24 protein-coding genes are annotated in these 20,708 nt (G+C 39.2%); 17 read left to right on the forward strand and 7 right to left on the reverse strand.

What is annotated here, in order from left to right; all coding sequences use genetic code 11:
* The first annotated feature begins 7 nt into the window (after nucleotides 1–7).
* From mmsB to C2M33_RS07260, 7 genes are all read left to right on the forward strand, one after another.
* Complete coding sequence (mmsB, locus tag C2M33_RS07230) at nucleotides 8–898, forward strand: 3-hydroxyisobutyrate dehydrogenase (RefSeq protein ID WP_063705355.1); 891 nt, start codon at nucleotides 8–10, stop codon at nucleotides 896–898.
* 9 nt (nucleotides 899–907) lie between these two features.
* Nucleotides 908–1,669: an SDR family oxidoreductase gene (locus tag C2M33_RS07235; RefSeq protein ID WP_105174106.1), complete on the forward strand. Its 762-nt coding sequence runs from the start codon at nucleotides 908–910 to the stop codon at nucleotides 1,667–1,669.
* A 108-nt stretch (nucleotides 1,670–1,777) separates the two neighbouring features.
* Nucleotides 1,778–2,266 carry a hypothetical protein gene (locus C2M33_RS07240; RefSeq protein ID WP_063705347.1) on the forward strand — a complete coding sequence of 163 codons (489 nt, stop codon included), beginning with the start codon at nucleotides 1,778–1,780 and terminating at the stop codon, nucleotides 2,264–2,266.
* A gap of 55 nt (nucleotides 2,267–2,321) precedes the next feature.
* The gene (locus tag C2M33_RS07245; protein ID WP_105174107.1) at nucleotides 2,322–4,142 is read left to right on the forward strand and encodes a protein kinase domain-containing protein; all 1,821 of its coding nucleotides are present in this window, start codon (nucleotides 2,322–2,324) and stop codon (nucleotides 4,140–4,142) included.
* Between the two features lie 39 nt (nucleotides 4,143–4,181).
* On the forward strand, nucleotides 4,182–4,853 hold the full coding sequence (locus tag C2M33_RS07250; RefSeq protein ID WP_063705340.1) for an RDD family protein: 672 nt from the start codon (nucleotides 4,182–4,184) through the stop codon (nucleotides 4,851–4,853).
* A 138-nt stretch (nucleotides 4,854–4,991) separates the two neighbouring features.
* On the forward strand, nucleotides 4,992–5,405 hold the full coding sequence (locus tag C2M33_RS07255) for a hypothetical protein (protein ID WP_158685571.1): 414 nt from the start codon (nucleotides 4,992–4,994) through the stop codon (nucleotides 5,403–5,405).
* A gap of 22 nt (nucleotides 5,406–5,427) precedes the next feature.
* Entirely contained in the window at nucleotides 5,428–5,880 is a 453-nt protein-coding gene (locus C2M33_RS07260; RefSeq protein WP_063705334.1) for a hypothetical protein, read from the forward strand.
* Nucleotides 5,881–5,914: 34 nt separating this feature from the next.
* Here C2M33_RS07260 and gloA read toward each other — a convergent pair whose 3' ends face one another.
* From gloA to acuR, 4 genes are all read right to left on the reverse strand, one after another.
* Complete coding sequence (gene gloA / locus C2M33_RS07265; protein ID WP_063705331.1) at nucleotides 5,915–6,445, reverse strand: lactoylglutathione lyase; 531 nt, start codon at nucleotides 6,443–6,445, stop codon at nucleotides 5,915–5,917.
* A gap of 263 nt (nucleotides 6,446–6,708) precedes the next feature.
* Nucleotides 6,709–7,125 (reverse strand): VF530 family DNA-binding protein, encoded by a 417-nt coding sequence (locus tag C2M33_RS07270; RefSeq protein WP_063705328.1) that lies wholly within the window; start codon nucleotides 7,123–7,125, stop codon nucleotides 6,709–6,711.
* Between the two features lie 90 nt (nucleotides 7,126–7,215).
* A complete protein-coding gene (gene acuI, locus C2M33_RS07275; protein WP_105174109.1) occupies nucleotides 7,216–8,208 on the reverse strand; it encodes an acrylyl-CoA reductase (NADPH) in 993 nt (330 codons plus the stop codon).
* Nucleotides 8,209–8,269: 61 nt separating this feature from the next.
* Nucleotides 8,270–8,902: an acrylate utilization transcriptional regulator AcuR gene (gene acuR, locus C2M33_RS07280; RefSeq protein WP_063705322.1), complete on the reverse strand. Its 633-nt coding sequence runs from the start codon at nucleotides 8,900–8,902 to the stop codon at nucleotides 8,270–8,272.
* A 372-nt stretch (nucleotides 8,903–9,274) separates the two neighbouring features.
* On the opposite strand from acuR, the gene rmf reads away from it, so the two are divergent.
* Complete coding sequence (rmf, locus tag C2M33_RS07285) at nucleotides 9,275–9,445, forward strand: ribosome modulation factor (RefSeq protein WP_036968408.1); 171 nt, start codon at nucleotides 9,275–9,277, stop codon at nucleotides 9,443–9,445.
* Between the two features lie 64 nt (nucleotides 9,446–9,509).
* Here rmf and fabA read toward each other — a convergent pair whose 3' ends face one another.
* A complete protein-coding gene (gene fabA / locus C2M33_RS07290; protein ID WP_063705319.1) occupies nucleotides 9,510–10,025 on the reverse strand; it encodes a bifunctional 3-hydroxydecanoyl-ACP dehydratase/trans-2-decenoyl-ACP isomerase in 516 nt (171 codons plus the stop codon).
* Between the two features lie 207 nt (nucleotides 10,026–10,232).
* Here fabA and C2M33_RS07295 point away from each other — a divergent pair, with 207 nt between their 5' ends.
* The 4 genes from C2M33_RS07295 to C2M33_RS07310 all read left to right on the forward strand — a co-directional run bounded on the left by C2M33_RS07295 (nucleotide 10,233) and on the right by C2M33_RS07310 (nucleotide 13,401).
* Complete coding sequence (locus C2M33_RS07295) at nucleotides 10,233–11,090, forward strand: 6-carboxytetrahydropterin synthase (RefSeq protein WP_105174110.1); 858 nt, start codon at nucleotides 10,233–10,235, stop codon at nucleotides 11,088–11,090.
* Nucleotides 11,083–11,901, forward strand: a complete 819-nt coding sequence (locus C2M33_RS07300; RefSeq protein WP_105174111.1) for a M23 family metallopeptidase — start codon at nucleotides 11,083–11,085, stop codon at nucleotides 11,899–11,901. Before C2M33_RS07295 ends, C2M33_RS07300 begins: the two co-directional genes overlap by 8 nt.
* Nucleotides 11,902–11,906: 5 nt before the next feature.
* The gene (locus C2M33_RS07305; protein WP_063705312.1) at nucleotides 11,907–12,341 is read left to right on the forward strand and encodes an acyl-CoA thioesterase; all 435 of its coding nucleotides are present in this window, start codon (nucleotides 11,907–11,909) and stop codon (nucleotides 12,339–12,341) included.
* A 145-nt stretch (nucleotides 12,342–12,486) separates the two neighbouring features.
* Nucleotides 12,487–13,401, forward strand: a complete 915-nt coding sequence (locus tag C2M33_RS07310; RefSeq protein ID WP_105174112.1) for an endonuclease/exonuclease/phosphatase family protein — start codon at nucleotides 12,487–12,489, stop codon at nucleotides 13,399–13,401.
* Here the strand turns inward: C2M33_RS07310 and C2M33_RS07315 are convergent.
* Together C2M33_RS07315 and C2M33_RS07320 are read right to left on the reverse strand one after the other, a co-directional pair.
* Nucleotides 13,371–13,778: a response regulator gene (locus tag C2M33_RS07315; RefSeq protein WP_105174113.1), complete on the reverse strand. Its 408-nt coding sequence runs from the start codon at nucleotides 13,776–13,778 to the stop codon at nucleotides 13,371–13,373. The genes C2M33_RS07310 and C2M33_RS07315 overlap by 31 nt on opposite strands.
* Nucleotides 13,775–14,692: a glycosyltransferase family 2 protein gene (locus C2M33_RS07320; protein ID WP_105174114.1), complete on the reverse strand. Its 918-nt coding sequence runs from the start codon at nucleotides 14,690–14,692 to the stop codon at nucleotides 13,775–13,777. Before C2M33_RS07320 ends, C2M33_RS07315 begins: the two co-directional genes overlap by 4 nt.
* Nucleotides 14,693–14,913: 221 nt before the next feature.
* Between C2M33_RS07320 and C2M33_RS07325 the strand changes: the two genes are divergently transcribed.
* From C2M33_RS07325 to C2M33_RS07345, 5 genes are read left to right on the forward strand one after another with little or no spacing between them, the layout of a single operon-like run.
* Entirely contained in the window at nucleotides 14,914–16,065 is a 1,152-nt protein-coding gene (locus tag C2M33_RS07325) for a glycosyltransferase (protein WP_063705304.1), read from the forward strand.
* Nucleotides 16,066–16,074: 9 nt separating this feature from the next.
* Nucleotides 16,075–17,493, forward strand: coding sequence for a lipopolysaccharide biosynthesis protein (locus C2M33_RS07330; RefSeq protein ID WP_105174115.1), 1,419 nt, complete (start codon nucleotides 16,075–16,077; stop codon nucleotides 17,491–17,493).
* Nucleotides 17,477–18,841, forward strand: coding sequence for an O-antigen ligase family protein (locus C2M33_RS07335; RefSeq protein ID WP_105174116.1), 1,365 nt, complete (start codon nucleotides 17,477–17,479; stop codon nucleotides 18,839–18,841). The genes C2M33_RS07330 and C2M33_RS07335 overlap by 17 nt, the downstream gene beginning before the upstream one ends.
* On the forward strand, nucleotides 18,834–19,538 hold the full coding sequence (locus tag C2M33_RS07340) for an acyltransferase (RefSeq protein WP_105174117.1): 705 nt from the start codon (nucleotides 18,834–18,836) through the stop codon (nucleotides 19,536–19,538). The genes C2M33_RS07335 and C2M33_RS07340 overlap by 8 nt, the downstream gene beginning before the upstream one ends.
* 2 nt (nucleotides 19,539–19,540) lie before the next feature.
* A complete protein-coding gene (locus C2M33_RS07345; protein ID WP_105174118.1) occupies nucleotides 19,541–20,677 on the forward strand; it encodes a glycosyltransferase in 1,137 nt (378 codons plus the stop codon).
* The last annotated feature ends 31 nt before the right edge of the window (nucleotides 20,678–20,708 follow it).

Consider the following 20,708-nt stretch of genomic DNA (forward strand, 5'->3'; position numbering starts at 1 on the left):
TAAACAAATGGCTAAATTAACAATAGGATTTATTGGTTTAGGCAACATGGGTGGCCCAATGGCGGCAAACCTTGTCAATGCAGGTCATACAGTTCGCGTGTTTGACTTAAATAAAGCAGCGGTTAATGAGCTTGCCGATAAAGGTGCAATTGCTGCAAACGATGCGGCTGAATGTGCCATTGGTGCTGATATTTTTATCAGTATGCTACCGGCAAGCAAACACGTTAAATCGCTTTACTTAGGTGAAACGGGTCTTATTAACTTACTTGATAGCAAAACCTTAGTGATTGACTGCTCAACCATTGATGCAGAATCAGCACGTCAAGTGGGTAGCGAGCTTGCTCAAAAAGGTATTGATTTTGTTGATGCGCCGGTATCAGGTGGTGTTGCAGGTGCAACAGCGGGCACTTTAACCTTTATCGTCGGTGGTGAGCAAAGCCACTTTGAAAAAGCTAAGCTTGCTTTAGTTGATATGGGTAAAAACATCTTCCATGCTGGTGATATTGGTGCAGGCCAAGTCGCAAAAATCTGTAACAACATGCTGCTCAGCATTTTAATGGCTGGTACCAGCGAAGCGCTACAAATGGGCATCAACAACGGGCTCGATCCAAAAGTGTTAAGTGACATCATGACAGCAAGCTCTGGTCGTAACTGGACACTTGAGCTTTACAACCCATGCCCTGGTGTAATGGAAACAGCACCAGCAAGTAATGATTATAAACCGGGCTTTATGGTTGATTTAATGGCTAAAGACTTAGGTCTTGCTATGGAAGCGGCTCAGCAAAGTAATTCATCTACCCCAATGGGGTCAATGGCGAAGAATCTATACACTATGCTTCAGCATCAAGGTGCGGGTAGTGATGATTTTAGCGCTATTTTTAAATTATTCTCGAAGTAGGAGATTGTTGTGGAAATTAAAAACAACAACATCGTAATTACCGGTGGTGCGCAAGGTTTAGGCTTTGCGATGGCCGAGAAATTTGCATCGCTTGGCGCGAACATCGCCCTTATCGATATGCAACAAGACGTACTTGATACTGCAGTATCAGCGCTTGCCAAGCATGGCACAAAAGTGATGGCGTATGCTGCTAATGTGACCGACGAAAACGCAGTGGTAGCAACGTTTAACACGATTAACAAAGACTTTGGCCATATCGGCGTGTTAATTAACAACGCGGGTATCTTACGCGATGGTATGTTTATCAAAGCAAAAGAAGGCAAAGTGGTAGATAAAATGTCGTTGGCTCAATTTCAATCTGTGATTGATGTGAACCTAACCGGTGTATTCTTAGCTGGGCGTGAAGCTGCGAGCCACATGATTGAGTCTGGCAAAGGTGGGGTTATCATTAATATGTCGAGTGTTGCTCGTGCTGGTAACATTGGCCAAACAAACTATGCAGCGTCTAAAGCTGGTGTTGTTGCGATGACAACGGGTTGGGCGAAAGAATTAGGTCGCTTTGGTATCCGTGTTGGTGCAATTGCACCGGGTGTTATTCGCACAGCAATGACAGATGCAATGAAACCAGAAGCAAAACAACGCATGATGGCGGTAACGCCAGTGGGTCGTTTTGGTGAAGCAGAAGAAATTGCCCAAACAGCACAATACATTGTAGAGAATGACTTCTTTACAGGTCGTGTTGTTGAAATTGATGGCGGTATTCGCCTTTAGTTTGAAATGGTAACCCTTTACCCATTGAAAGTACCAAAACGGTAAGCCTAGCTTGCCGTTTTTTTATTTTTAAAGTATTTTAAATTCATAATGATAAGGAGATTTTTTATGAACACTGATGGCATTACAGTATCAATGAGCAAAGGAATTAAAGCCAACTTCAAACTGGGTGAACATTTAATTGAATACTGGGGTTCTGCTTACTCAGGTAAAGAAGTACTGAAAGTAGACGGTGAATTAATAGCAGAATCACGTAACTTTAAAACGAAATCTGTTCATGAGTTTAATGTTGATGGTAAAGCCTGCCAATTAACAATTTCAGTGACTTTATTCAGGAAGTTTTCTTCTACCATCACATTAGAGTGTGAGGGTGAACTAGTTCACAGTTATCAACTCACATATGGTAAAACCCGACAAATTGCTTGGTATTTAAAAGCAATCCCCTTTTTATTTGCAGGGGTTTTAGGCTGGTGTTTTGCCGCTGATATTCTTACCTTATTAGAGTTAGCCATCTTTGGCTGCTTAACCTTTGCAGTATCAGAGCTTCTTATGAAAGATCAAGGCTGGATCATCGAAGAGCAAAAGCCTTGTAATTAAATGCCTAGCATTCAATAATTAAGCGGTTAAATGCCGCTTAACTTTGAGAGATGCAGTGAATCCCAAACAAATCCGCAATTTTTATATCAATGAAGAACAGTCTGTTTATTTGCTGTCTCACCATGATGCTAAAAAGCACCGCCAGTGGCTTAACATTTGTATTAAACAGCTTACTTTGCTTGGTTACAGTGACGTTGAATTAATTGGTTCTGGTGCGTTTGGATTTGTTTTTGCCGGTGTTGATGATGAAGACTTACCTTGGGTATTTAAGTTTTCACGTATAACCCTTGCACAAAGTGTACGTGACCGTTTAGAAGACGAAGCGTACATGCTCTCGCAAGTTAAAAACCCACTCGTACCAAAATTTTATGCCTTTGAGCGCATTAAAAAGCAAGGCATTTTAATGATGGAGCGCGCTCTAGGTGAAGACTTAGAAAAAATCTCTATCAAACAGGGGCGTTTTAGCGCAGCAAAAGTTATGGCGCTGGCTCTTAGGCTACGTAATGTGCTTGTAGATTTACGTGAACATAAAAATGGCTTAAGCCCGCAACCAATTGTGCATGGCGATATTAAGCCCTCTAACATTGTTTATGATGAACAAACCAATAAGTTGTCATTGGTGGATTGGGGCAGCTCTGTTTATGCACAAATAGATGCTGATGGTAATCAGGTTGCCAGCAACTTTATGGATCTAATGTCTGCTGATATCAGTAGTACCAATGCACGTATGGGGGATGTGTATTTTATTGGTGATGAACAAATGTCGGGCGGGCAGTCATCGCCACGATTCGATGAGCAAGGTGTTGCTTCAACTCTTTATGCACTGGCCTCTGCACAATCTTGCCGATTTGGTGCTGCGGTTATTCCGGCTACAAGTCTTAATTTACCTATGGAGCTTGCCCGAGTTATTGACGGTATGCTTTCTAAAGATAAAGCCACTCGCGATGGGGCGGGTGATTATTTTATGCGAAATATGCCTACAATGGCTAAAGCTTACTTACCTGAGCTGCCCCGTAAAGTTATTCGCCCTTATATTCCTTATTGGTTTAGTGAGTTTGATGAGCACCCAGACACGGTTGTTTATAGCTCACGTAAGCAATTTTTAAGACAAGCCGACCATAATCAACAATTACTTGATGTAAACGATGCCCAACTAGACAGATACTACAAAGAGTTTTTATTTGATACCGGCGACACCGAAAAAGCATTTTTGGCCTCAATAAGTCGATTAGCAAAATACCCAGTAGTTGGTGGCCTTAGTTTTCATTGGAAAGAAAACTCACTGTTTGTTGAATCTTCCCTTATTTTGCATGATGAAACGCTTGGCACTGCGTTTACCGATGCGATTAACAACACGGTGATGTTAGCACAGGGGATTGAACAAAAAGGTCTCTTTAAATGTTGCTTGTTTGATGCGCGTAAAACCATTCAGCTCGAACGGGATGGCACAGGTGCGTTTAAATTTGAACATTTACCTGAGCTTGATTATGAAGTGATGGATGTACAAGCCTCAGACGTAACCAGACCGCATTCTTACTTTGAAGATGGTAAAGACCCAGATGAGCAATTACAGCTCCCGAAAAAGGTTATAAAGTGCGTATTTGAACTTAACCAAATACATCATACGGGCTGTATTATTTTCGAAGCCTTACCTGATAGGATGAAAATACATCATTACTATCGACTGCTTGATGCCAGTAAAGAGCCTGAATTTAAACGCTTATTAAGTAAGCTTATGCAATACGCGGTTAGTATCACAGATGTAGGTGTGGCAGGCTTTATGAAGCTACCTTACAAAAATACCCGTGAATTTGATTTGTGCACTAAACAGCCCGATGAGTTTTATCCGCGAGATCCAAAAAGAGTGGAATGCTAAAAGCTGACCTGATTCAAACAGTTAAGGAGAATAATAAACATGGACTACAGCCCAAATTATAAAAATTATTCATTGGATGAGCTTTTAGATGCTCAAAAGTATATTGATAAAGAAAGCTTCCCAGAAAGAGCACAAGAGTTAGAATTAGAGATTGCAAATAAATTAAAAGACCCAGAAATAAAAGCAGAGTTTGAAGAGCTAGAAACGAGTAAAAGGTATGCTACTTTTTGGCCTCGTTTTTGGGCTGCTATTATTGATGGTTTAATTTTTACAGCATTACTTTATATCGAATGCTTACTCTTTGACGTTGAATATTCTTACGAAAACTCGATTTTACAAGCTGTTAATGGCTTTCAGTACATTGGCTATGTTGTTTTCATGCATGGGTTTTATGGTCAAACACTTGGCAAGATGGTGATGGATGTTAAAGTTCTCGATCATGACACCGAAACGAGCATTACGCTTAAGCAATCGGTTCGCAGAGAATCTGTTAATATTGCTATTAACTCGTCTTGGATACTCCTAGTTTTTTCTATTTCAATATCGTTACAACAACTTGGTAGCGTACCTGCGGTTTTAACTTATTTAATTATGGGTCTGAATTCATTAGCTACAGTTTGGGCATTGTCAGAATTTATAACCATGCTGTTTAATGAAAAGCGTCGTGCAGTACATGACTTCATCGGTAGAACGGTTGTTGTTAGGTTGTAATAAGGCGTTCTACTATGACAACCGTAAAAAACACCTTAATTACCTAATGATGTAGTCGTTAGTTCTTTTTGTAGTGGCTAATAATAGGTATTGTTTATTCATCCTTTCAATTTATCTAAAGGCTTTCAGTGAATGCTAATGTCTAAAGTCCTTGTCGAAAATTTATATTATGATGGGCCAAGAGAGGGTATCACATCTATTGAGGGGAGACATTACAGGTTTGTTTCAGACTTCAATGATGACAGTGGTTTTACTGATGAGTTTTCTCTTTATTTAATATCAGAATCTGAACTTCAATTAGAGATTGAGCAATGGCAAATTTTTGTTAAATGGAATAAAAAATATCAGTCAGGTGAATTAAAAGCCGATAGTCATCCTGGGCATGGTGGTATATCTCAAAGATGGGATGAAATAGAGCAAGCTTTGGCAATTAACAGAAAAGATACGTCAAACTTTAAATTTAAAGCTACAGCGACCTTTACCCAGAATGATCAAGAACTGCAATATGATTTAAATGGCCCTTGTTATGATGTTTCTTGGCACTTTCTTTAATTATAAGAGTATTTAAAAAACGATGGCTATTTGGCAAACAACAATAGTTCTAATACCTGCACAATGGGTAGAAGATAAAAATAATTCAGTTGAGGAACTCTACAATGCCGATGGTTATTTCGATACTGCCTGCGTGTGGAAACACCACCAACCAAATGTGCAAATAGACAAGCTGTTGGATAATGTTTTAGTAAGAACTGAAAGTAATATTTCCGATTTTAAAATGTGGGGTAATAGTCAATCAAATGAAATTACTATTTCTGTTAGTGATGAATCGATTGATGAAATTGTAATTAGAGTTGATTTAAGGAAAGACATAAGTAATTTTTGCTTTTCAATTTGCCAACTCGCTAAAAAATTACAGTGTTTTTTATTTATTCCAAATAAAAAGCTTCTTATTGAGCCTGACATTCACTTACTAATGCAAAACATACAAACACTGACTACTACAAATCAAAAGCGTAAATTAAAATAACCTGCTAAATAGCAGGTTATTAGATGGTGAAATCTTACTTATGCTCTTCAATTATTTCAGTGATCCCTTCAGCTGAGAGTATCTCTATCCAATAGCCATCTGGGTCTTTTATAAAGGCTAGGCCTTTCATCGAGCCATCGTCTGGTTTTTTTACAAACTCAACATCGTATTTTGCAAAACGCTCGCATGCTGCGTACACGTCTGGCACACTAATACCGATATGACCAAAGCCTTTTGGTTCATCATTACCACTATGGTAACCAGCAAAACTGTCGTCGTGTTCTGTACCCCAATTATGTGTAAGCTCAATAAGAGCAGGGCGGCGAAATACCCACTGTGCTTTTTCTTTATCGCTGCCTTTTGGCATTTCTTGCTCATAACCTAAAAAGTACAGCGTAAACTCCATTTTTGGGAAGTCATATTTACCAAGTAACTTCATACCTAAAACATTTTGATAGAAATCTAAAGAAGGCTTTGGATCTTTAATGCGCAACATTGTTTGTTGCATTACATAACCTTGCGTTGCATTTGCGATTTGTTCAGGTGATTCGTTGTAGTTAGACATACACATCCTTTTTTAATGACATTAATGATGATGAAAGCAGTCTAACATAATCACGTTACCCTTAAATTAATAACAAAAATATTGACGTCTTTAAATAGCCCTTCAAGTCTTAACTCGCTAACTCGCTAACTCGCTAACTCGCTAACTCGCTAACTCGCTAACTCGCTAACTCGCTAACTCGCTAACTCGCTAACTCGCTAACTCACATAAAAAAGCCGCCCTAACAGGCGGCTCATTTCAACTTACAGCTAAAAACTTAAAGATCAATTACCCCAAGGGTTACTAGCACTTGAACGTTGTTTACGAGCTCGAGCAAGTTGTTTTGCTTCTTTTTTAGCGTGGATGCGTTTAGCGTCAGTAAAACTTAACTCACATGGTTCACCTGGTTTTTGATCTGCAGGGATCACACGATCGCGCGGAGGTAATTCGTAGTTTACATTGTCTGGGCGTGGTAAGTTTTTAAGACGATACAAATAAAAGTTCTCGACTTTTTCTTGTGCCCATTGGGTTTTACGTAAAAACTTAACCGCAGATTTTACATCTGGGTTATTCTTAAAGCAGTTCAAACGCATATAGGCGTGGAGTAATTCCCAGCCATATTGCTCGACAAGTTCTGTCACGACTTGCTCGATACCAACACCTTGCAGTGGGTTATTGCTGAAAATTTCTTTATTACTCATTAGACTTTCCGGGATTACAAAACTAGGGTAAGTATAATTGCCTTTACCCTAGTTTTATAGCTAACTTGCTAAGAATGTTTATATTCGAGCTTATTCTTTACAATTAACTACTACACGGCCGCGAATTTCACCTTTTAATAGGGCTTCTGCATTTGCAACGGCTTCAGAAAGTGGAATTTCTTGCGAAATAGCATCTAGGTACTGCGCCTCAACTAACTCACTTAAACGTTGCCATGCTTCAATTCGGTCAGCTTTAGGGCGCATTACACTATCTATACCCATTAGACTAATGCCACGAAGGATAAACGGCGCTACCGTTGCCGGAAAGTCCATACCTTGTGCTAAACCACAGGCAGTTACAACACCACCGTATTTAATCGATGCGCACACATTTGCAAGGGTGTGGCTACCCACAGAATCAATTGCGCCAGCGAATTGCTCTTTAGCGAGTGGTTTCCCAGGTGCTGAGAATTCTTCGCGAGATAAAACACGTTTCGCACCTAATTTTTCAAGGTGCGCTTCTTCGTTCATGCGGCCTGTTGTGGCAACAACATCAAAGCCAAGTTTATTTAGTAAATAGATAGCAAAACTACCCACGCCACCATTGGCTCCGGTGACGAGAATTTCGCCGCTTTGTGGTGTGATACCTTGCTTTTCTAAGGCAATAATACTGAGCATTGCCGTATACCCAGCAGTACCAATTTGCATTGCCTGTTTTGGTGTTAAATTAGCGGGGAGGGGAATAAGCCAATCAGCGTTCATAGATGCTTTTTCACTTAGACCACCTAAGTATTTCTCCCCAACACCAAAGCCATTTAGCAGAACTTTATCACCTACTTTAAATTCATCGCTTTTAGAGTCTGTTACTGTGCCTGCAAGGTCAATTCCGGGGATCATAGGAAATGTTCTTACCACAGGGCCTTTACCTGTAATGGCTAGGGCATCTTTGTAATTCAATGAACTGTAGTCAACATCAATATTTACCTCGTGCTGGTGGATGTTCTCTACAGGGAAATCTGTGTATTCGGCACGATAACCTTGATCATCTTTGTTGATAACTACCGATTTTACTGATGTTGTCATGGTGACTCCTTTTAGACCGATCGTCTTTTAATGGTTAAAATAAAACCGCATCTAAACGGCTTTATAAAATTAAACGTAAAAATTGCGCTGTATAGAGTGTGAGTGGTTCACTTGATTTATCAAGTTTTGAACGCATCACCGCACCTTCCCAGCCAATCCAAAAAAATTCAGCAAGCATTTTACAATCTGATGCCTGAGGAATTTGCTTTTGCTGCTTAGCATCAAATAAGCACTGCTCAATTAAAGTTTGCCAGCTGGCGTAAGCCTGCTTAATACGATCAATCATCGGCTCATCAAGGTGACTGAGTTCTTGATTTAAATTCCCTATTAAGCAACCACGCGAAAATTCAAACTTTGCCATACCTTGTTTAGCATCATTGGCAAACAACACAATTCTTTCAAGGGGACTTATCTCATCGCTAAGTAAATGGCGCTTTAACTTGGCCTGAAAATAACTGTCATACGCATCAATGAGTGCTAAGCCAAAGTCATTTTTACTTTTGAAGTAATGATAAAAAGAACCTTTAGGTACTTGAGCAGATTTTAAGATTAAATCAATGCCGGTCGCACTAAAGCCTTTTTCGGTTAACACAGCTAAACCTGTATTAATTAACAGGGCGCGCGTATCGGCATTTGATCGTGCTATTTTTGGTGGCCTGCCGCGACGGCTTGGCGTGGTCTTATTTGTTTCCATACATCATATTAGACCGATTGGTTTTTAATATGCAAGAACTAAATTGCTTAAATTGTAATCATCATAAATTTGTCATGATTACAATTTAATTGGGAACTTTGCTCAATTGATGTTGGTCACAAATTATGACGCTAAAAAGAGCTGTAAGCTTTTTAGCTGAATTTAAGTGTATTAATAGATGGTTTTAGTTGAAGAGGTACGACCACTTAGTCATTTAAAATGTTAATTCATTTGATCATCAGCACGTTAGTTTTTGTCAATTTATTTAATTGCTTTTTGTTATTTGAATTTAACAGTTTTATTAACTATTCATTAAATGTAGATGTCAATTTCGCTACATATCTATAAATATAAAAGGTGAGGATATTACCTATGAAGAGACAGAAAAGAGATCGTTTAGAAAGAGCTCATTCTCAAGGTTATAAAGCAGGCTTGGCAGGCCGTTCTAAAGAACAATGCCCTTATCAACAAATCGACCCTAAATCAGAATGGTTAGGCGGATGGCGAGAAGCTATTGAAAACCGCAATATGTTCAAAACTTAAAATAGGCACCTTATTTACGCAAAAAAGCCCCAGTTAGGGGCTTTTTTGTATCTGCACATCAATATTAGAATGCAGTTGTATCTTGGAAAAGACCTACTTTAAGATCTTTTGCTTCATAGATAACGCGGCCATCAACTTCTACAGTGCCATCAGCCATACCCATGAATAATTTACGTTTAATAACACGCTTCATGTCTAAACGATAAGTTACTTTTTTAGCTGTTGGTAAGATTTGACCTGTGAATTTAACTTCACCTACACCTAGTGCACGGCCAAGACCTGGGCCGCCAGACCAGCCAAGGAAGAAACCAACTAATTGCCACATTGCATCAAGGCCAAGACAACCAGGCATTACCGGGTCACCTTTAAAGTGACAATCAAAGAACCAAAGATCAGGGTTGATATCTAGTTCAGCAACAATTTGACCTTTACCGTGCTCACCGCCGTCAGCAGTGATAGAGATAATGCGGTCCATCATTAACATGTTGTCACTTGGTAAACGACAGTTGCCTTCACCAAACATTTCACCTTGACCACAAAGGACCAATTCTTCTTTTGTATAGCTGTTTTTAGGTTCCATAACTCTTATTCATCGCTTAGAAATTGCCCCGTACTTTAGCGTACACTTGTACGCTAAACAACTCGGAGCAGTTAATTAATTGCTATTTTTCGCTTGTTTTATGACCATTTAATTAAACTGTCGCCGATAAAGGGAGATAAAACCGCGCATTGTGAAGTAAAAATCATTATAATTGCTGTGATTCTTTAACCAGTCTAAAGGAAATTTATGATCCTTTTTGTAAACTCACTGACAGTGATTGATTTTTCTTACTTGTGTAATAAACGCGGCGCAGTTGGCGAGAGCTGGATTGTGGATTTAACTCTGCATGGCCAATTAAATGATGAGTCGATGGTGCTTGATTTTGGCTTAGTTAAAAAGCAAATCAAGGGCATTATTGATAACTGTATCGACCATAAACTTGCAGTGCCTGCCAAATTAAATGGTTCACTTAAACAGCATGCTGAGCACAGCGTGCTAGATTGCCATTTTGGTGATAATTACCACCTAGCTATGAGCGCTCCAAACCAAGCATTTTGTTTAATAGATGCAGATGTTGTTGATGAAAAGTCGGTAACCGAGTTTTTAATCAAAACCATTATGCCAGAGCTGCCTAGTAACATCGAAAAGATCGAAATTAAATTATACCCAGAGCATAGCCAAAGTTTTTATTATCACTATAGCCATGGTCTTAAAAAGCACGACGGTAATTGTCAGCGTATTATTCATGGCCATCGCTCTCAAATAGGTATCAGTCTTGATGGAATGGCAATGCCGCGCTTACAAAAAGAGTGGGCAGATAAATGGGAAGACATTTATCTAGCAACAGCTGAAGATGAAATCAATAAATCAGATCTTAAGCATGTAACTGCACAAGATAACGATGTGTGCTTTGCTTACACATCACAGCAGGGTTATTTTGAAATGGCGATAGACAAATCACGCTGCGACATTTTACCTTGCGATACCACGGTTGAGTGCATTGCAGACTACTTAAGCTCTCAAGTAAAAATCCAATACCCAGAATCAGAAGTAAAAATTACGGCTTATGAAGGTGTTGGCAAAGGGTCTATCAGTTATGCGTAAAGGACTACTGTTAGCAGTATTAGCTGGGGTGTTTTCACTTTCAGCTACTGCTGTCGAATTAAAAGGACATTTAACTCAAGGTGGCTTAGTAACTGGGCAAATCGAAGGTGCTAAAAGTGTCAGTTTCAATGGCGAGCCACTTAAACTATCTTCTCAAGGTGAGTTTGTATTTGGTTTTGGCCGTGATGCAGATACAAATCACAGCTTAAGTTGGACTGACAGCAAAGGTGTTAGCCACGAACAAGCAATTGTCATCACTAAGCGTGATTATAAAATTGACAAAATTACTGGTGTTGCACAAAAGTATGTTTCGCCACCAAAAGAAGTGTCTGAGCGTATTAGCCGTGAAGCTGTTGCTGTACGTAAAGCCCGCGAAGTTAATTCGGATTTACGATACTTTTTAGACCCTGTTTATAAGCCGGCAACTGGGCGTATCTCAGGTGTTTATGGTAGCCAGCGTTACTTTAATGGTGAGCCTCGCCGCCCGCACTTTGGTTTAGACATTGCCAATAAAACGGGTAGCCCAGTGTATGCACCAGTAAGCGGTACTGTGGTGTTTGCTGATTCAGACTTATATTACTCTGGTGGTACCTTAATTCTTGATCATGGCCATGGCGTTACTTCAACTTATATTCATTTAAGCAAATTAGATGTCAAAGTAGGGGATGAAATTAAGCGTGGCGATAAAATTGCGGAGATCGGCGCGACCGGACGCGTAACCGGCCCTCATTTAGACTGGCGTTTTAATTGGAAGAATGAACGCCTTGACCCTGCGCTAATGATGCAAGACACATTAGCTAATGAAAAGTAGAGACTATGACACAACAAATCGATCGTGACGCTATTATTGCAAAGCGTATTGCTGATTCAACAACATCAGTTACAAAAACAGTTTTTCCTGGCCGTACTAATCACCACAATACTTTATTTGGTGGTGACGCATTAGCTTGGATGGATGAAGTAGCATTTATTGCAGCTACACGTTTTTGTCGTAAGCCACTTGTAACGATTTCGTCTGACCGTGTAGATTTTAAAGAAGCCATTCCAGCCGGTACATTTGCAGAACTTATCTCGAAAGTTGTGCATGTAGGTAATACCAGCCTTAAAGTTGATGTTGAAATCTTTTTAGAAAGAATGCACAAAGATGACAAACACTTAGCTATTTCTGGCAGCTTTACGTTTGTAGCGGTTGATGATAATCACAGACCAACGCCAGTTGTATGCGATAAAATGATCAACGGTTTTGAATAAAACTGTCTGAAAGTGTTAACTTAATTAAGTACCTTAGGGTACTTAATTTTATATCTATAAAGAACACATCATACTATAATTTGTTATATGAATCTCTCAGCAAGAAACAATATATGAAGCTATAAATAATCAAAGGGGGAGAGTGATGCGTTTACTATTTTTATTCAGTTATATAGTTATATTAGTGTTAGCCTTTAATCAATTCGATAATTACCTGTTTGATTTAGCGGCTGCTTTACGGGGCGTGCTGATTGTATGTAGTTTTGTCCCCGCCGTTTTTTTATTGTGGTGGAGTAAAAAGCTCTCTTTGAGTTTACTTGCTTTAAGTATTGGCTTAGTTCTATTTCATTTTAAACCTTACTCAGCTGATACAGAGGCTAACAATACTGATATCAAAATCGCGCAAATAAATTTGCAATATAGTAATCCGAATTTATCACAGATCATCAAAACCCATTTTGTAGAAGAACGAAACGATATCTTAGTGCTGTTTGAGTTTAATGATACTCAGCGCCATGTTCTTGATACGCTAAACACTCAATATCATGTGTTTGGTTATGCCGAAGTAGAAGGGGCGCCATTTGGTATTATTGTTATTTCTAAACTGCCTATTGTGCAAAAGCAAATTAAACGCTTTGACAACCCAAAGCTTGGCTACGTAAAACTCAGCTTTTTAAACAATAACGTTATGTTAAATAGTGTGTTTTTGCATCCTCCATCACCTAGGACTCACACTTTGTGGACTCAGCGTAATAGGGTTTTGGCAGAAGTTAATGCAGAAATTAAAAATTTGAAAGGCAGTTGGCTAGTTGCTGGCGATTTTAATACAGTTCCATGGTCTCGCTACTTCATTAACACAAACAACACCTGCTTTAATAGCATGGGTTACTATGGCAGTTGGTCAGCCACTTCGGTATTAGCGAGTTTACCTTTTACAGATTTGCCAATTGATCATTGCCTTGCAAGTGACGACATAAGCTTATCGCGTGTGCAAACTTTACAAGTAAAGGGTAGTGACCATAAATTACTTCAATACGAATTAACGTTTGATAATCCCTGAGTAATTTTAAGGTGGCTATTTTCAATTAATATTTCAACTAGCATGGTTAGTTCAAAATTATCCCATGGTTTAGCTGTGATCATGTTAGCAATATTATTCGTTAATGCATTTTTCGAAGATTCAAGTTCTGCGTAACCGGTTATTAATAGTCGAGAACAGTGTGGTTGTAGCAGTTTAATATCTTCTAAAACAGCAAAACCACTAATTGCAGGCATCAGCAGGTCACATATGACCAGGCTGATAGGGTTTTGCTGCGCAAACTCGATTGCAGATAAAGGATCGCTAAAACAAATAACATGGTTATTGGTACCTAACAGTCGTTTTAGCGATCGTAAAATAGCTTCATCATCATCTATGATTACGATGGTTTTTTTCATGAATGTACTCCAAATAAGTGCTTTAAATCATAGAGCATATGTTTAAAGTTTCGTTTATGAGGAAAGAGCCAAAATGCTTTGTTTGAATACATTAAGGCTTTTGAATAATGCCCAAGCTCACGATAAAACTCGCCATAGCATTCACTTAATCGCGCCTTAATTTTTTTAAGCTCATTGTTTGATACAACAGATTGGTTACGATTTATAATTTCGACCATCGCCGCTAAACGGTTCTCTCTGTTTGCTGTAATAGAATTGGCGCGCATTAAATAGTGCATTGCACACAGAGTTGAGTAGGCGACATCACCGCGTTTAGCTATTTTTAACCAGCAATCTAAATCGGTAGCGCTACTTAATTTATTGTCAAAACCACCCACACCAACAATGGCTGAACGTTTAACCATTACTGATGATGTACCAACAATATTGGTGGTGATCATTTGGCTGATTGGGTTTTCAAGTAATTGGAAATCTTTACTTTGTTTATTGCATTTAAACTCAGGCCAATAGTCGAAGCATCCAATTATGTCCTCATTCTGTTCATTAAAATGCATATAGTCTGTGAAGCTTAAAACACAATCTGGATGTTTAAGATGGAATGCAAGTTGGCTAGCGAGCTTATCTGCAGACCAATAATCATCGGCATCTAAAAAAGCAAGGTAGTCTGAGTTTGCTTGTGTAATTGCAAGGTTTCTTGCAGCAACAACACCTTTTCGTTGTTGACAAAAAATCCGTACTTCATTTTTTTCAGCGGCAAGTTGTTGTAGGTAGTCGATACTGCCATCAGTAGAGCCATCATCGACAATAATGATCTCGAACTGCACATTTTTTTGCTGATAAATGCTGTTAATACAAGTATCTAAATACTGTAAACAGTTGTAGTTTGGAATGATAATACTGACTTGGCTGTTCATAATATGCTCCAAAAGCATTTCTTCACGTAGTAAAGGATACGCAATTTAGACGCCAGCTTTAAATCTGTATTTTCTGTTAAATAACTCAGCCTTTTCTCTTTGTGCGTTGCATTTTGCAAATGCAACGCATGTTTTTATCTCATTTCGAGAATTTAGTGGCTTTTTTGTCGGGTATGGAACTTGCCATAGCTCTTATAACCGTTTTTATAGGAGCGTTTTTTATGAAACACATTGCTATATTAGTCCCAAGCTTTCCGATTGCATCAGAAACCTTTGTGGTAACAGAAATAAAAGCGCTGTTAAACGCAGGGCACAAGGTGACGGTTCTCACCTTCGAAAAAACCAGTGTGTTGATTAACTTAACCAGCGCTATTGAAGTGAAAAAAATCACTAAACCGGCGTTTAAATTAATACTGCCTTCAATGCTAAATATTTATAAGTTAGTAAAAGCAGCTCACACTGCAGCTCAATTTAAATCAATTTCAACCCAATCATTACTTGCGTACGGTTATCAAATTGCACGATATATAAAAGCGGCGAAGATTGATCATCTACATTGTCATTTTATGCATGGGCCACTTGCTTATGGCATAGTCGCTGCAAAGCTGGCTGATATAACTGTGTCGTCGATAGGTCATGGCCATGACGTTTATGTAAACAACGCCGATTTAAAACCAAAACTAGCGCTTTGCGATTTTTCGATTGCGGTATGTGAAGAAATGGCAATGCAATTTAAACGCTTCTCAAAGAGCAATGTTAAATTACTTCATTGTGGTATTGATACCAGCCAATTTAAATATGTGCCTTCATCACTCAATGAGTCAGTACGATTAATTTTTATAGGTCGTCTTGTTGAAAAGAAAGGGCTGCAATTTCTTTTACCCGCACTCAAACACATTCCTAAAGAGTTCGGTATTACGCTCGACATTGTGGGCGACGGCCCAATGCTCAACGATTTAATGTACATGGCAGAAGAACTGGGGATCCGCAAATCTATTCGATTTTTAGGCGAAAAACCCCATGATTGGGTTAGCTCAAACCTGATTTATTACTCAGCACTTATTGCCCCATTTTGTATTGCAGAAAATGGCGACCGTGATACGGGCCCGTTGGTCTTAAAAGAAGCCATGGCCTGTGGCCTGCCTGTATTAACAACTACTTTGATGGGGGCAAACGAAATTGTAACCCCAAACGTGGGTATGAAGTGTATGCCCGGCAGTATCTCTGGGCTAAGTAAAATGCTGTATAAATTCCATCAGCTTTCTCCCCATAAACGCTATTTACTTGGTCAAAATGCGAAGCAACACGTTAACGAGCATTACAACGCCGTTAAACAAGCAGAGCAACTTTCCAAATGGGTTGAATCTTTATAGGGAGGTTTTATGAGTAACTTAAAACAAATTGGCTATTTTGCTTTAGCTATCCTTGCAGTTAAAGGGTTCGGCTTTATTTTGTTACCCATAACCACGCGCTTTTTAGAAAAAAGTGAGTTTGGCGAACTTAATTTCTTAGTCACTATGTCGGCGTTATGTTCTCTGATTGTTTCACTTGGCTTGCCAGAGCTATTGCTCAAACAACAATACTCCTCTTTTCGTGAGAAAATGGCGTTATTTAGAGATTCGTTAGTATTAACAATCGGATTTAGTGCGGTATTTTTAATTGGGTGTTTTTTATTTGCCGAACAAATAATTTCTCTATTACCTGCGCAAATTAGTGTGCTTGATTTTAGGTTGCTCGCTGTTAATTTGTGTTTTGCATCAGTACTTTCGATCCCTTATACCTATTATCGTTTGTTTGGCTATGCGCAAAAATATTGTTTCTATAGTATTGCTCACGCAGTCATGCAAACCTGCTTAACTATCACTTTACTCGTTCTGGGCTTTAACGTGACAGGTGTGATGGCTTCAGGCGTTGCCTGTACGTGCATTATTATGTGTTTAACTCTGAATGATATGAGTTCGGCGCTAAAAGTTAGTTACTCACGCTTTAGCTGGCGAATCAAAAAATCGCAAACGATTTTTTTAACCTCTATCATCGCTTCAGGCCTTTTCGTTTATGCCGGAAATGGCGCAGAGAACTGGTTTATTGTTGCCCAGTTTAATGAAAGTGTCTTGGCAAGCTATTACGTTGCTGCGCAATTTGCCATTATTACATCCTTCACCTTTGAGCCAATTCGTCTTTGGTGGTTTGCAAAACGATTTAGTTTAATTAAAGAAGATAAAAGCCAATATCAACGTTATGCAATTACGTCTTTAAATGCCGGGTTAGCGATGTGTATTTTAATGAGCTTGCTTGCCCCAATCGCGTTTAATTCGGTTCTACCATCAGACTATCATGGAAAAGATAGTTGGCTGATTTTATTAATCATTGTTGTCGCTATTCGCCATCACAGCGATATTGTTAATATTGGCTGCTACATGCACAAAAACGGTGTGTTTGTATCAATAATAAACTTTTTAACAGCACTTCTTGGGCTGAGCTTATTGTATTATTTAGTCCCAAACCAAGGTGTAGAAGGGGCAATCCTCGCACTAATCATAATGCAAAGCTTCAAATTGGTTTGTTTATATTCAGTTAGTCAGTACTTCGAACCTCTACAGTTAAATTTTGCGGCATTAATTCCGAGCTGGTTAGCACTGGGGTCTATGGTTCTTATCACACTAGAGTTTAACGAACTCATTTTTGCTAAATGGGTTGTTTGCTTTTGCTATTTTGTCGGCCTTTCATTTCAATATAAAACCTTGCTTGTGCAGGTTATGAAAAGTCTAGTTAAGGGGCATCAATATGCTCAATTACTATAAACAAAATCAACTATTCATTAATGGCATTTTGGTCACTTTACTTGTCGTTGCGACTTACGCATTGCTAGGTCCCATTGCCGTATTTGCCTTATTATTATTACCTTTTGCGGCTTTTACGGCAGTGAAGGTAAGCGTTGCGTTTATCATTTTGTTTATATTGTTTAGCTACTTTAGATTGCACGAAGCATTTCCGTTTTTGATGCCGTTCAAAATTCCAAAGTTACTCGCGTTGGCCTCTTTATTAGGGATTGTTTGGCATTTATTTATCTCTCAAAAATTAAAACCGCATTGGCATACAAATCATCTAATCTTTTTCATTTGGTTTGTTTGGCTCACTGTTTGTGTTTTTAGTGCCTCAAATCGTGGCTTAGCGATGGAATATTGGTCTGGTGTACTCACAAAAGTACTGATTATGGTGTTTGCAATATCCTGGTGGATGACCACGTTAAAGCATTTTAATGTGGTACGAATTGGCATCATGATCTCAGGAGCCGCTATTGCCTTGGTTGCCCTGAGTAACAAAATGAATGGTATTGGTCTAGTTGAAGGAACCCGCGTCACAATTTCTCGTGAGCTGCGTTCACAGCTAGGTGACCCAAACGATTTATCGCTGGTAATGATGTTCCCTGTGTCTTTTTTAGCAGCCGAAGTGTTTGATTCAAATGCGCATAAACTAAGACGTATCATCGCCTTTATCTGTTTGATCACGGCAATTAGTGGCGTAGTTGCGACGCAAAGTCGAGGTGGTTTACTCGGCATTGCTGCTGTTCTTAGTTTTTTCATTTATCAAAGAGTTAAAAACCCAATTGTTGTTGGCTGTATTGGTGCGGTAGGCATGTTAGCCATGGTTGCATTTGCGGGTATCGCAGACAGGCAAAGTGGTGGCTCACACGAAGGGGGAGTAGATGAATCAGCCATGGGCCGTATTTATGCGTGGCAAGCTGCCATCAATATGGCGATATACAATCCATTGACCGGTGTCGGGGTTAATAATTTTGTTGTTAATTACTATTTTTATAGCCCGCATTGGGATGGCAAGAATCATGCAGTACACAGTACATGGTTTCAAGTATTAGGTGAAACTGGTCTTGTTGGCATATGTATTTTTGTCTTAGTGATTGCCTGTATTTACCGTAGCTTAAACCGTGTGTTTTTAATGAATAAGCAAATTAAAGACGAACAAATTGATGTAAATGCTAAAGCGCTAAAAGGCGGTTTAATTGGCTTTATGGTATCAGGAACCTTTTTAACTCAAGCATTTACATGGCCTATTTATATCATTCTTGCTTTAACCATTGCGTTAGAAAAGCTTGTAATTGATAAACAAAGGGAGACCTCACATGAGTGAACAAATTAAACACTGGCTTAAATCAAGCGACAGTGCAATTGCAAAATCGCTTTTTCAAATTGCCAAATCGATTCGCAATCCGCAAATGTGGGTGATCCCAGGCCTTCATTCACTGTTATATAAATTACATTTAGTGATAAAAACATTGCTGAGTGAAGTTGGACGAATTTTTTACTATACGCCCTTGTTCAAAAGCCAAATTAGCGGTTCAAAAGCTAATTTATACCTGTATTCAGGAATGCCTCAAATTTTAGGAAAACTTGAGATAAGTTGTAATGACAATACCCGAATTAGCGGTATCAGCACATTTTGTGGGCGTAGTCATGGCCATTACACACCTAAACTGATAATTGGCAGTAATGTGGATATAGGTTGGCAAAATGCCTTTTCAGTTGGCCGTAAAATTGTACTTGAAGATGATGTGCGTTTAGCGGGCAGGGTGTTTTTAGCAGGGTTTCCAGGGCATCCATTAAACTCTGCAAGACGAGCAATAGGTGAGCCTGATGACGAGTCACAAATAGGCGATATCATCATTAAACAGGGCGCCTGGATTGGTACAGGTGCGACTGTACTTGCCGGTGTCACAATTGGTGAAGGGGCAATCGTTGCTGCAAGTGCGGTCGTAACCAAAGATGTACCAGCAAATACCATCGTGGCCGGTAATCCAGCAAAAGTAGTTAAACAGCTGGAGGACTGATTATGAAATTCATTGTTTTTGGTGAAGATTGGCAAAGCCACCCAAGCAGTACTCAGCATTTGTTCAAACAACTGGCACAACAGCACTCCGTTATTTGGATTAACTCGATAGGTATGCGTAAACCAACATTGCGTTTAGTTGATGTAAAGCGGGTCTTCAATAAATTAAAAAGCCTTTTATTATCAACAAAGAAAACGGCAAACAATCGAACAGTAAACAAAATAAACGATGACAATTTCACTGCACACACATTAGCGGTTTTACCTTGGCACGATAACGTTTTAGTAAGGTTATTTAATAAATGGGTTTTTCAACGAAAAAACTTTATAAACGATGAGCCAATTGTTTATTGGCTAAGTGTGCCAACAGCAATCAGTTTAATTGCACCGCGTGAGCAGGATAAAGTGGTGTATTATTGTGGCGATGATTTCGCAGCTCTTGCAGGCGTTGATCATAAAATGGTTGCGCCGTTTGAACATGAGCTTATTGAAAAAGCAGACACTATATATGTTGTCAGTGAGCGTCTTGCCAACAAAATGCCAAAGCACAAAGTAAAAATGCTCTCACATGGCGTTGATTTAGCGCTTTTTACTACGCAAACCGCGAAAGCCTCTGAACTTGAGCATATAAGTGAACCTATCATTGGCTTTTATGGTTCTCTCAATGCCTGGTTAGATAAAGCCTTATTGTTAAAACTCGCTAAAGAGAGGCCAGACTATCAATTAGTGCTAATTGGCCATCTAGTAGAGGATTTCCAAGAGCTTCTAAAACTTCAGAATGTAACGCACATAGAGGCTGTTGATCATCAGCGTCTAGCCTCATTTTCGCAGCATTGGCAGGTATCCATCTTACCGTTTGTTGATAACGATCAGATCAGAGCATGTGATCCTCTTAAATTAAAAGAATACATAGCGACGGGCACACCCATCGTAACCACACGTTTTGCTGCGGTTGACCCATACCAAGAAACGATCTTAATCGCTGACAACCATCAGGGCTTTATTGAGCGCGTTGATTATGCTGTGAGCTTAAGTAAATCTGATTTCTTAAATTGGCGCGCAAACCAGTCATTGCTTGCACATAACCATAGTTGGCAAGCAAAAGCCTCATTAGTCTGCAAGCAACTTAGATTTTGCTGATTAAACTATTAAACCCAAAAGCTGCATCTTG

The sequence above is a fragment of the Pseudoalteromonas sp. T1lg122 genome, assembly GCF_002964825.1.
Taxonomy (GTDB): domain Bacteria; phylum Pseudomonadota; class Gammaproteobacteria; order Enterobacterales; family Alteromonadaceae; genus Pseudoalteromonas; species Pseudoalteromonas gelatinilytica.

Coding starts and splice junctions, on each gene's coding strand:
- mmsB (WP_063705355.1), top strand. CDS start 8: ATGGCTAAATTAACAATAGGATTTATTGGTTTAGGCAACATGGGTGGC.
- C2M33_RS07240 (WP_063705347.1), top strand. CDS start 1,778: ATGAACACTGATGGCATTACAGTATCAATGAGCAAAGGAATTAAAGCC.
- C2M33_RS07250 (WP_063705340.1), top strand. CDS start 4,182: ATGGACTACAGCCCAAATTATAAAAATTATTCATTGGATGAGCTTTTA.
- C2M33_RS07255 (WP_158685571.1), top strand. CDS start 4,992: ATGTCTAAAGTCCTTGTCGAAAATTTATATTATGATGGGCCAAGAGAG.
- C2M33_RS07260 (WP_063705334.1), top strand. CDS start 5,428: ATGGCTATTTGGCAAACAACAATAGTTCTAATACCTGCACAATGGGTA.
- gloA (WP_063705331.1), bottom strand. CDS start 6,445: ATGTCTAACTACAACGAATCACCTGAACAAATCGCAAATGCAACGCAA.
- C2M33_RS07270 (WP_063705328.1), bottom strand. CDS start 7,125: ATGAGTAATAAAGAAATTTTCAGCAATAACCCACTGCAAGGTGTTGGT.
- acuI (WP_105174109.1), bottom strand. CDS start 8,208: ATGACAACATCAGTAAAATCGGTAGTTATCAACAAAGATGATCAAGGT.
- acuR (WP_063705322.1), bottom strand. CDS start 8,902: ATGGAAACAAATAAGACCACGCCAAGCCGTCGCGGCAGGCCACCAAAA.
- rmf (WP_036968408.1), top strand. CDS start 9,275: ATGAAGAGACAGAAAAGAGATCGTTTAGAAAGAGCTCATTCTCAAGGT.
- fabA (WP_063705319.1), bottom strand. CDS start 10,025: ATGGAACCTAAAAACAGCTATACAAAAGAAGAATTGGTCCTTTGTGGT.
- C2M33_RS07295 (WP_105174110.1), top strand. CDS start 10,233: ATGATCCTTTTTGTAAACTCACTGACAGTGATTGATTTTTCTTACTTG.
- C2M33_RS07300 (WP_105174111.1), top strand. CDS start 11,083: ATGCGTAAAGGACTACTGTTAGCAGTATTAGCTGGGGTGTTTTCACTT.
- C2M33_RS07305 (WP_063705312.1), top strand. CDS start 11,907: ATGACACAACAAATCGATCGTGACGCTATTATTGCAAAGCGTATTGCT.
- C2M33_RS07310 (WP_105174112.1), top strand. CDS start 12,487: ATGCGTTTACTATTTTTATTCAGTTATATAGTTATATTAGTGTTAGCC.
- C2M33_RS07315 (WP_105174113.1), bottom strand. CDS start 13,778: ATGAAAAAAACCATCGTAATCATAGATGATGATGAAGCTATTTTACGA.
- C2M33_RS07320 (WP_105174114.1), bottom strand. CDS start 14,692: ATGAACAGCCAAGTCAGTATTATCATTCCAAACTACAACTGTTTACAG.
- C2M33_RS07325 (WP_063705304.1), top strand. CDS start 14,914: ATGAAACACATTGCTATATTAGTCCCAAGCTTTCCGATTGCATCAGAA.
- C2M33_RS07330 (WP_105174115.1), top strand. CDS start 16,075: ATGAGTAACTTAAAACAAATTGGCTATTTTGCTTTAGCTATCCTTGCA.
- C2M33_RS07335 (WP_105174116.1), top strand. CDS start 17,477: ATGCTCAATTACTATAAACAAAATCAACTATTCATTAATGGCATTTTG.
- C2M33_RS07340 (WP_105174117.1), top strand. CDS start 18,834: ATGAGTGAACAAATTAAACACTGGCTTAAATCAAGCGACAGTGCAATT.
- C2M33_RS07345 (WP_105174118.1), top strand. CDS start 19,541: ATGAAATTCATTGTTTTTGGTGAAGATTGGCAAAGCCACCCAAGCAGT.